Source organism: Limnohabitans planktonicus II-D5, assembly GCF_001270065.2.
GTDB classification, from domain to species: domain Bacteria; phylum Pseudomonadota; class Gammaproteobacteria; order Burkholderiales; family Burkholderiaceae_C; genus Limnohabitans_A; species Limnohabitans_A planktonicus.
Map to the genome: position 1 here is coordinate 73,084 of NZ_LFYT02000019.1, position 10,258 is coordinate 83,341.

Sequence of the window (10,258 nt, forward strand, 5' to 3'; positions counted from 1 at the left end):
CCGTGTCATGCTGATGGCGATGTTGGGGCTGATGTTTTGGGCGTTGCTGGTAGCGGTGCCTGTGTGGATTTTTGTCGGGTCGCAAGCCGCTGTGTGGTCTGCTTGTGGGGTGGTGGTGCTCGCGCACCTGCGCAGTCTGTGGATGACGCAACGCATTGAACGCTGGCTGTCTGGCCCTGATGTGTTGGCAGACGGTCATTGGCGAGGCATCTGGGGTGAAATCGTGCAGCGCCTGCAGCGCTTGCTGATTCAGCGGGACAAACAGGCCGCCAATGCCCAAGCGCGCTTGCAGCGCTTGTTAGAGGCCATTCAAGCCTCGCCCAATGGGGTGACCTTGCTCGACAACGAAGGCCGCATCGAGTGGTGTAACGACACTGCGGCCAGTCATCTGGGGCTGGACGCCAAGCGCGACTTGCTCCAGCATGTGGTGCATCTGGTGCGCGACCCGGTCTTTTCAAGATATTTTGCCCAACACACCCACGACTCAGAAGTGATCATCGAAGGGCGAGGCAACTCTTTGACGCAAAACATCAAACTCTCCGTTCATCTGCATGCCTATGGCGAAGGGCATCAAATGCTGCTGAGTCGTGACATCACCGCGGTGGCTTTGGCCGATGCCATGCGCCGCGACTTTGTGGCCAATGTGTCCCATGAAATTCGAACGCCACTGACCGTGCTCAGTGGTTTTGTGGAAACCTTGCAGTCCATTCCCCTGGATGAAGAAGAACGTCAAAGCTATCTGCACCTGATGTCGGTTCAGGCCGAACGCATGCAGAGTCTGGTCGCTGATTTGCTCACGCTGTCTCAACTGGAAGGCAGTTTGCCGCCGGGCAAACATGAAAGAACGCCACTGCCCGAGTTGATGGCGCAGGTCCTGTCCGATGCCCGTTCCCTGTCTTCCGTCTTGTCGGGTCAGGGGGGGGATGAGCGAGGACCGGTGCATGAGCTGGTGTTTGAGTCATCCCCACCTTGGGTGTTGTTGGGTGTTCGCTCTGAACTCTTGAGTGCCATCTCCAATCTGGTAAGCAATGCAGTGCGCTACACCCCGGCCGGCGGGCGGATTCAGACCAAATGGTCCACCAGTACCGACTGTGTCACTTTCTCGGTGACCGATACGGGGCCAGGCATTGCGCCTGAGCATTTGCCTCGTTTGTCAGAGCGTTTTTACCGCGTCGATCGCAGCCGTTCCCGTGAGACAGGGGGTACCGGCTTGGGATTGGCCATTGCCAAACATGTGGTTCAGCGCCACGGCGGCGAGTTGCGCATTGAAAGTCAGGTGGGCGTGGGCTCGACATTCATGCTGGTGTTCCCTGCGAGCCGTCTGGAAACGCTTTCTGATCAAACGCACTGAAGCGCGCGCCTGCTTGCATGGGGCATGCAGCTCGATCTTTCACGGTAATTTCATCCTGCTGCCACAAGACCTTCACGGAGCCCTCCGATCATCGAAAGATATTTGGAGAAGCTCATGCGGATTACGATCATTGGTTCTGGCTACGTGGGTTTGGTGACGGGTGCCTGCCTGTCTGATTTGGGCTTCAAAGTGGTTTGTCTGGACAAGGACGAGCAAAAAATCAGGGCCTTGCAAGAAGGCGAAGTACCGATTTATGAGCCGGGTCTGAAAGAGCTGTTGGCGCGCAACCGGGCCGATGGGCGGATTCGTTTTACCACCGATGCCTGTGAGGCCATTGAGCAAGGCGATGTGTTGTTCATTGCCGTGGGCACACCGCCGGCCGAAGACGGATCGGCTGACTTGGGTCATGTGCTGTCAGTGGCGTCCATGATTGGTCGTCATCTCAAAAGCTTCAAACTGGTGGTCAACAAATCCACGGTGCCTGTGGGCACAGCTGACAAGGTGCGCATGGCCATTGCGCATGAGTTGGCACACCGCGGCATGCCCACGCATGTTTTTGATGTCATCTCCAACCCCGAGTTTCTCAAGGAAGGTGCGGCCATTGATGATTTCATGCGCCCCGACCGCATTGTGGTGGGTGTTGATGAAGGCATCCACAAAGCCAAAAGTCAGCGCATGATGAGTGACCTGTATGCCAGTTTCAATCGGCACCATTCACGCACCGTGTGGATGGATGTGCGCAGTGCCGAGCTGACCAAATATGCAGCCAATGCCATGCTGGCTGCACGGATTTCGTTCATGAATGAAATCGCCAACCTGGCCGATGCACTGGGGGCTGATGTCGATCACATTCGGCGCGGCATTGGCGCTGACAACCGCATTGGTTACAGCTTTTTGTATGCCGGTTGTGGTTATGGCGGCAGCTGCTTTCCCAAGGACACGCAGGCCCTGGTGCAAACAGCCAAAGCGCATGGCCAAGACATGAGCGTTGTCAGTGCCACCGAGCAAGTCAATGCGCGTCAAAAGATGTTGCTGGTCGAACGCTTGATCGCACGTATGGGCCCCGATTTGACGGGCCGAAAGATTGCTGTGTGGGGCCTCGCGTTCAAACCCAACACCGATGACATGCGTGAAGCCCCCAGTCGTGTTGTGATCCGCAGTCTGCTCGAGAGGGGCGCACGGGTGCGCGCCTATGACCCGGTGGCTGGTCAAGAAGCCATGAAGGCTTTGCAGGACGATTGTGTGGGACAGGATCATCTGCTCAAGGCATTTGAATTGGCCGTCAATGAGATGCAGGCTTTGGACGGTGCCGATGCCTTGCTGATCTTGACGGAGTGGAAAAATTTTCACAACCCCGACTTCGAGGGCATCAAAGCCTTGATGCGTCACCCGTACATTTTGGATGGACGTAATCTCTACAACCCGCAAGCCTTGTTTGAATGGGGGATTGCTTATCAGGGGGTGGGCCGTCGCAATGCCTTGTGTCAAAGCTTGTCATTTGATCGTCCGAATGAGCCAGTTCTGAGCGTCTCGATGGATGAAGAGAGTTTGATGGCTCATGCCTAAGGGCTTTTATGTCTTGATTGCAGCGCAGTTTGCGTCGGGCCTCGCAGACAACGCGCTGATGATTTTGGGCATTTTCTTTTTGCAAGAGCAGGGCTATCCAGCATGGTGGTCACCTTTGTTGAAGTTTTCCTTCAACTTGGCCTATGTGTTGCTGGCCAGTCTGGTGGGACCCATTGCCGATGCGTTCTCTAAAGGACATCTGATGGCCTGGTTGAACGTGCTGAAAATGTTGGGGGTCATTTTTTTGTTGCTGGGCGTGCACCCCTTATTGGCATTTTCCGTCACGGGTTTGGCGGCGGCTGTTTATGCGCCAGCCAAGTACGGTCTGGTCACTGAAGTTGTACCCGCTTCGGGTCTGGTCAAGGCCAATGGCTGGCTGGAGGGATCCGTGGTGATGTCGGTGATATTGGGCGTGGCCTTGGGGGGTGCCTTGACCGCTTGGCACAGTGTGGACTTGGTTTGGGCAGCCAGGCACGGGTGGTCGCACTGGGGTCTGGTTGGGGTGAGCACTCAAATTTTGGGCGCTTTCATGGTCGTGCTGGCTGTTTATGCCGTGTCGGTACTTTTGAATGCGGGTTTGCCGCGCCAGTTGACGCTCAATGTGCGCCGTCCTTTGTCATGGCGTGCTTTGCAGTGGTCCGAATTTTGGCAAAACCATCTTCAGTTGTGGAAAGACCCACTAGGGGGTGTTTCCTTGTTTGTCACGACCTTGTATTGGGGCGTTGGGGCGGTGCTCCAGTTTGCCGTGTTGGCTTGGGCTCAGACGTCCTTGGGTTTGTCCATGCAGCGCGCGGCTTATTTGCAGGCGCTGGTCGCTGTGGGTGTGATTTTGGGGGCCATGATGGCCGCAAGGTGTTTTCGCATATTCAATGCCCGCAAGGCATTGCCATGGGGACTGTTATTGGCGGGCATGCTGCCTTTGTTGGCCGTGACTGAAAATTTGGCATGGGCCATCCCCATGCTGATGTTGGCGGGATGGGCTGGGGGCATGCTGCTGGTGCCGATGAATGCAGTGCTACAGCACAGGGGTTTCAAAATCCTCAGTCCAGGGCGCTCGATTGCCGTTCAGGGCTTCAATGAAAACCTGAGTGTGCTGCTCATGCTGGCCGTTTACAGCTTCCTTGTGGCGTGGGGGGTCACATTGCTGACCATCATGATGGGCATGGCATGTGTGCTGATGGTGGGTATGCTGCCCTTGTGTTTACAACGTCACCGCAGACGGGCAATGCCTGGTCTTTGACGGTGGACGCCCTGATGGGGCGCAGTGGGTGTGCACAGCACCCACTTCAGGCGTTAGCGCTGCTTGCAATGGTCGTGCGAAAAATATCTTCCACTTGTTCGGCAATCACTTGCCAATCGAGCGCCTTGACGCTTGCGTGGGTGTGCGAACGCGCTTGGGTGAGTGTGGCGCGCTTGTGGGTGATGTCCAAGGCTTTGAGCACATACAGCTGTGGGTCTTCACCTTGCACGAGCCAGCCGTTTTGTCCTGAATGCAGCAACTCACTGGCCGCTGCACAGTCAAAAGCGAGCACAGGCGTACCGCAGGCGAGGGATTCCAGCGTGACGTTGCCAAAAGTTTCTGTGAGACTGGTAAAGAGAAACAGGTCTGCGCTGGCATACAGCATGGCCAGTTGGGCGTGGCTGCACATGCCCATGAAGATGGCGTCCGGGCATTCGGCCGCCAGGCGTGCACGCTCGGGGCCGTCTCCTGCAAAAACGAGTTTCACGTCACGGGCGCTTTGACGCAGGGCTTTGTAGGTGTTGACGATCAGGTCGAGATTTTTTTCAGGGGCCAGGCGTCCTACGGAGAGCAGCACGATGGTTTCAGGTGACACATTCCATGAGGCCCGCAGCGACTCGCTGCGCTGACCGGGGTGAAAAAGCTGGGTGTCCACACCACGCGCCACCACGCGCAAATTGTCAAACCCCGTCGCTTGCAACTGAGTTTTCAGAGCTTGAGTGGGCACCATGGTGCAAGCCGTTCGGTTGTGAAACTTTCTCAGATACGCCACGATGGGCTTGCTCAACCAGCCCACGCCGTAGTGCTTGCTGTAACTGTGGAAGTTGGTGCGAAAGTCAGAGGTCACTGGCAGGCGCAAGACCCGCGCCGCCTGCAAGGCGGACCAGCCCAGTGGGCCTTCGGTGGCAATGTGCACCAGGTCGGGCCTTTTCTGGCTCCAAGCTTTGAGGAGGGCTCTTTTGCTGGGCAAGCCCAACTTGAGTTGCGGGTAACGCGGAATGGGTAAGCCACGCAAGAGTATTTCTGTCCAGCCCGATTGGTCGGTGCCCGCGTCGTGTTTGTCCTGGCGCGGCCGGATCAGCTGAATGGTGTGGTTCTTCAGGCTGAGTTGGTGGATCAGTTTGGACAGGGTGACCGCCACGCCATTGACTTCCGGAGGCCATGTTTCGGTGACCACGGCAATGCGCAGTGGCGGGTGTTGGGGTTCAAAGTTTTCGACCAGTATGCGGTCCGATTGTGGGGTGTCCATGACAGCATGGTGAAGGCTGGATTTAACAATTTGATGACAGACACGGTGTTCTCGACAAATTCATGAGGTCGTTGGCGTGTCATGAATTTTTCACACCAGTTATTCATGATCGACACACTTTCAGAACTGAGGATACGCCGTGAAAAATTTTTTTGAAGACTTGCGAGTTCAGCGTTGGGATGATCACCGCTACTACCACCACTGCCGCATCAACCAGTCCTTGCACCTGCTCAGCGCGATCAGTTTTGTGGTGGCTTACGTGCTGCTGTTCATTGAGCCGGCCTGGGCTGCCTTGTTGGCCTGGATGGTGTCCATGACCTCACGCCAGTCAGGCCACTTTTTCTTTGAGCCCTTGGGTTACGACGAGGTCAATCAGGCAACCCATGAATTCAAGGAAGACATCAAGGTGGGCTACAACTTGCGTCGCAAAGTGGTTTTGCTGAGTGTGTGGGCCTTGTTGCCTCTGGCGATCTTCATGAATCCGGGTTTGTTTGGCCTGTTGCCTGAGCACGAAGATTTGATGGGATTTTTGCAGGCCGTGGGCTATGCCTGGCTTTTCCTGGGGGTGGCGGCTTTGTTGTTCCGCACTCTGCACCTTTTCATCTTGCGTGATGTGCAGACGGGTATGGTCTGGATGACCAAGATCTTGACCGACCCATTCCACGATATCTACCTGTACCACAAGGCACCTTTGCAGTTGTTGCGTGGTGAGCGCTTTGCTGACAAATCTTCCTTCAATACATCCCATTGAACCGCGCCCAGGAGCCATCCTGGGGTTTGAAAAAAGCGTCAGGCTCAACACCTGACGCTTTGGCATTTAGCGAAACAGTGTTTCTTTCAGAATCTGGCGTCGGATGGATTTGTTGGTGATCTCAGGGCTGTGCCACCACCAACCGTCTTGTTTCATATGTTCGGCCGCCAGGACGAATTTTTCCAGCACGGCTTCAAACGATGCATCGTCGTAATTGAGGCTGAAGATCAGGCGACCTGTGCCGACCCAACTCAAGGCCAATCCATGCAACCTCAGGTAATACTGCAGCATCCAGTTGTAGCGGCTGGGCTGGGTGTAAAACAGTGTCCAGACACTCGACATATTGGCAGCGCGCAAGGGCAAGCCGTGGCTCATCATGGTGACGTTGAAGCGTTGGGCTCTGGCATTCCAGCGCTCATCGAGTCCCTCATACAAGGCCTGTATTTCAGGGGTTTCGAGTTGGTCCAGAAAGGCCGACATGGCACCCATCACGGCCGGATGGGCATTGAAGGTGCCGCGCGCAAAACAGATGTCTGCCGGACGGTCTTCGTGGAAGCGGTGCATCCATGCTTGTTTGCCGCAGACCACGCCGACAGGAAACCCGCCGCCCAGTGTCTTGCCGTAGGTGACCATGTCCGCTTGCACGCCAAAGTAGGCCTGTGCGCCGCCTGCGGCCAGTCGAAAGCCCATGAAGACTTCATCGAAGATCAGCACGATGCCGCGTTCGGTGCAGACTTGCCGCAGGGCTTTGAGCCATGCGGTGTAAGCCTCTCGGTCGTACGCTGCACGTCGGCTGCTGTCCACCAAGGTGGAGTCGCCGGGCGCGTTGGCGTTGGGGTGCAGGGCCTGCAAGGGGTTGACCAACACGCAGGCGATGTCTTTGCGCGTGCGCAACACGGCCAGGCTGCGTTCGCTCATGTCGCTGAGCGTGTAGGTTTCGCGTGGGGGCATGGGGTTGCCGGGGCCGGGCTGCACATCTTCCCACCAGCCGTGATAGGCACCGCAAAAACGCACGATGTTTTTGCGACCGGTGTGGTAGCGGGCCAGGCGCACGGCCTGCATGACGGCCTCGGTGCCCGACATGTGAAAGGACACTTCGTCCATGCCCGACAGGGCTTTGAGCCGTGTGGCGTTGCTGGCCACGCAAGGGTGGTAGGCGCCAAGCACCGGCCCCAGGTCTTGTGTCAGGGCCAGGCCTTGGGCCATGGTGTGTTTGTAAAAGTCAGCGCCAAACACGTTCACGCCATAGGAGCCGGTCAGGTCATAAAAAACCTGGCCGTCCAGATCGGTGACTTGCACACCTTGCGCCGATTGCAGGAACGAGCCCACTTTGAGGTGTTCCCTCACCAGGGGGCTGAACTGAAAGGGCACGCGGTAGGCGGCGATGAACTGCATGTCCGAAATGTCTGCACGGGCTGCAGTCGTGGCTGCAATGCTCAAGGGGTGACGTGTTTGCAGCGTGTTGGCCAGTGCAAAAAATGCCGCCCGACGCTGGGTCTGGATGTTTTCAGGGGCGCCATCGCAGCCAAAAAATTGGGTCTCGTCAAAGCTGTAGCCCGGCAACCAACGTGCCAGGCGCTTGGCCATGCGCGAATGCCCGGCCAGCGAACGGTGCTTGGCTCGGGACAGTTGAATGCGTTGACGGATGGACGGTGCCAGTGCCGCCAGAACGCCCAAACTGATCCATGTGGAGTTCATGCTTGATTTCCTTGTTTCAATGACATTTCTTTTTATTCAACTCAGGTGACAGTACGATGAAGATTCGGCAACATTTTCAAAAATGGATGGCTCAGGAGGATTTGAATTTCCTGCTGACCAACAGAATTCCGCGCATCACGCTGACGCGCTTCATGGGCTGGTGGAGTCAAATTCGCCACCCTTGGGTGGTCAAGGGCTCCATGGCGGTGTGGGGTCTGTTCAGTCCACTGGATTTGAGCGAGGCCAAGCACCAGGAGTTTTCCAGCTTGCAGGCTTTTTTCACCCGCGAACTCAAGCCGGGGGCCAGGCCCGTGCTGGCGGGGCCGGATGTGATGACCTCTCCGTCCGATGGCATCGTCGGGGCTGTGGGCCAGATCCGGCAGGGGCAGGTGTTTCAGGCCAAGGGTTTTCCGTACACCTTGCAAAGTTTGTTGGGTGATTCAACCCGGTGTGCCGGGTGGCCAGCGCTTTTGGAGGGCGGCACCTTTGTGACCTTGCGGCTGACCAGCAGCATGTACCACCGCTTTCATGCCCCGCAGGATGCCTTTCTGGAGCATGTGACCTACATCTCTGGCGATACCTGGAATGTGAACCCGATTGCCTTGAAGCGGGTGGAGCAGTTGTTTTGCAAGAACGAGCGTGCGGTTTTGCACATGCAGACGAAAGAGGGCGTGCCCTTTTTGTTGGTGCCTGTGGCGGCCGTTCTGGTGGCCAGCATGCGCTTGCATGCGGTGGATGTGCTGCTGAATTTGCGTTACCGGGGGCCCAATGAAATTGCCTGTCACGCCGCCTATGACAAAGGTCAGGAGATGGGCTGGTTCGAGCACGGGTCGACCATCTTGATGTTTGTGCCGCCCGGTTTTGAACTGGCCGATGGCGTGGGCACCGGCACCACGCTGCGCATGGGGCAAGCCTTGTTGAAGAGGCTTTGAGACTGCGCGTGATCGTTTCAGTATTTCTCTGGAACGATCATGTCTTGCGGCACCGGATGGCGGATGTAATCCGGGTTACGCACACGACCTGGCAGGTGGATTTCGGGGTGCTCTATCTCGTGATAAGGCACCAGGCTGAGCAGGTGGTCGATGCAGTTCAGTCGGGCTTTTTTCTTGTCCACAGCTTGCACGACCCACCATGGCGCTTGCGGAATGTGGGTGCGCTCGATCATGGTTTCTTTGGCCTGGGTGTAGTCTTCCCAGCGGCGGCGGCTTTCCAGGTCCATGGGGCTGAGCTTCCACTGCTTGAGTGGATCGTGAATGCGGCCCAAAAAGCGGGCGTGCTGCTCGTCATCGGTGATGGAAAACCAGTATTTGACCAGCTGAATGCCGCTGCGCACCAGCATTTTTTCAAACTCAGGCACCGATCGGAAGAACTCTTCGTATTCTTCTTCGTTGCAAAAACCCATGACTTTTTCAACGCCCGCGCGGTTGTACCAGCTGCGGTCAAAGAGCACGATTTCGCCTGCTGCGGGCAGGTGCGAGATGTAGCGCTGGAAGTACCACTGGGTTTTTTCGCGGTCGTTGGGGGCTGGCAAAGCCGCTACGCGACACACGCGGGGATTGAGGCGTTGCGTGATGCGCTTGATCACGCCGCCTTTGCCTGCGGCATCCCGGCCCTCAAACAAGATGACCATGCGGTGGCCGGTTTTGACCACCCAGTCTTGCAGCATGACCAGTTCCGACTGAAGGCGCAGCAGCTCTTTGAAGTATTGAACCCGAGCGCTCACATCTCCAGCCGAGTTGGCCTGACCGTCCATGAGCCGGTCGTCCAGTTCAAGCTCCAATTCCTCGTCCAGGCTGTCGAGCAAGTCTTCGCGCAATTGGCGCAACTGTTCTTCGTTGATTTGGGTGCTGGAAGTCATGGCAATTTGGCAAGGTTTATCAACTTGCGACTTTCATGTTTGGGTGTGAAAGTTTGATGACAAAAGGCAGGCTTGGGGCACATCCTGCCGATTCCACCGTCCTAGATGGGGCAGTCGCGATCCGGCACGCTGAAGTTTGAAATGTGTGAGACATATCTTCTCGTAGGTCGACACTCGCAAAGTCCGACATGATGGGTTTCGGCACAGGCCCATGTCGGGGTCTTCGACCGCCGACCTACAAGATCTTTGAGCATTGATCTCGAAGGTCGGCACTCGAAGAGTCCGACGTTTGGTCGCTTCGGCACAGGCCCACGTCGGGGTCTTCGACCGCCGATCTAAAGCAAAAACTTCACAGGGCCTAATCCATCTCCACCCCGGCCACGAATTGGGCGCACCACGCCATCACCCATGTCGACGGCGCGGGGCAGGACAAGGATATCTTTGGCAAGCTGCTGTTTTTTCTGGAACATTTTGTTGGGCCGTGCGCACATGACACGCTGCTACCCTGAGCAGGTCGGCTTGATCGACGACACGTTGTTGGGTCG

8 protein-coding genes are annotated in these 10,258 nt (G+C 56.7%); 5 read left to right on the top strand and 3 right to left on the bottom strand.

Translation table 11 applies throughout. From position 1 onward, the window contains the following. The first annotated feature begins 7 nt into the window (after window positions 1–7). The 3 genes from phoR (at window position 8) to lplT (ending at window position 4,157) form a co-directional block, all read left to right on the top strand. Window positions 8–1,351 (top strand): phosphate regulon sensor histidine kinase PhoR, encoded by a 1,344-nt coding sequence (phoR, locus tag H663_RS34285; RefSeq protein ID WP_053170954.1) that lies wholly within the window; start codon window positions 8–10, stop codon window positions 1,349–1,351. 114 nt (window positions 1,352–1,465) lie between these two features. Continuing rightward, window positions 1,466–2,917, top strand: a complete 1,452-nt coding sequence (locus tag H663_RS34290) for a UDP-glucose dehydrogenase family protein (RefSeq protein ID WP_053170951.1) — start codon at window positions 1,466–1,468, stop codon at window positions 2,915–2,917. Continuing rightward, window positions 2,910–4,157 (top strand): lysophospholipid transporter LplT, encoded by a 1,248-nt coding sequence (gene lplT / locus H663_RS34295; protein ID WP_053170949.1) that lies wholly within the window; start codon window positions 2,910–2,912, stop codon window positions 4,155–4,157. The genes H663_RS34290 and lplT overlap by 8 nt, the downstream gene beginning before the upstream one ends. 46 nt (window positions 4,158–4,203) lie before the next feature. Here lplT and H663_RS34300 read toward each other — a convergent pair whose 3' ends face one another. Next, window positions 4,204–5,406, bottom strand: coding sequence for a glycosyltransferase family 4 protein (locus tag H663_RS34300; protein WP_053170944.1), 1,203 nt, complete (start codon window positions 5,404–5,406; stop codon window positions 4,204–4,206). Between the two features lie 139 nt (window positions 5,407–5,545). On the opposite strand from H663_RS34300, the gene H663_RS34305 reads away from it, so the two are divergent. Next, the gene (locus H663_RS34305; RefSeq protein ID WP_053170942.1) at window positions 5,546–6,157 is read left to right on the top strand and encodes a hypothetical protein; all 612 of its coding nucleotides are present in this window, start codon (window positions 5,546–5,548) and stop codon (window positions 6,155–6,157) included. Window positions 6,158–6,223: 66 nt separating this feature from the next. Here the strand turns inward: H663_RS34305 and H663_RS34310 are convergent, their stop codons facing one another. Beyond that, the gene (locus tag H663_RS34310; RefSeq protein ID WP_053170939.1) at window positions 6,224–7,855 is read right to left on the bottom strand and encodes an aminotransferase class III-fold pyridoxal phosphate-dependent enzyme; all 1,632 of its coding nucleotides are present in this window, start codon (window positions 7,853–7,855) and stop codon (window positions 6,224–6,226) included. Window positions 7,856–7,911: 56 nt separating this feature from the next. Between H663_RS34310 and asd the strand changes: the two genes are divergently transcribed. Further along, complete coding sequence (asd, locus tag H663_RS34315; RefSeq protein ID WP_053170937.1) at window positions 7,912–8,787, top strand: archaetidylserine decarboxylase; 876 nt, start codon at window positions 7,912–7,914, stop codon at window positions 8,785–8,787. Window positions 8,788–8,804: 17 nt separating this feature from the next. Here the strand turns inward: asd and ppk2 are convergent, their stop codons facing one another. Beyond that, on the bottom strand, window positions 8,805–9,713 hold the full coding sequence (gene ppk2 / locus H663_RS34320; protein ID WP_053170934.1) for a polyphosphate kinase 2: 909 nt from the start codon (window positions 9,711–9,713) through the stop codon (window positions 8,805–8,807). Window positions 9,714–10,258 lie beyond the last annotated feature (545 nt).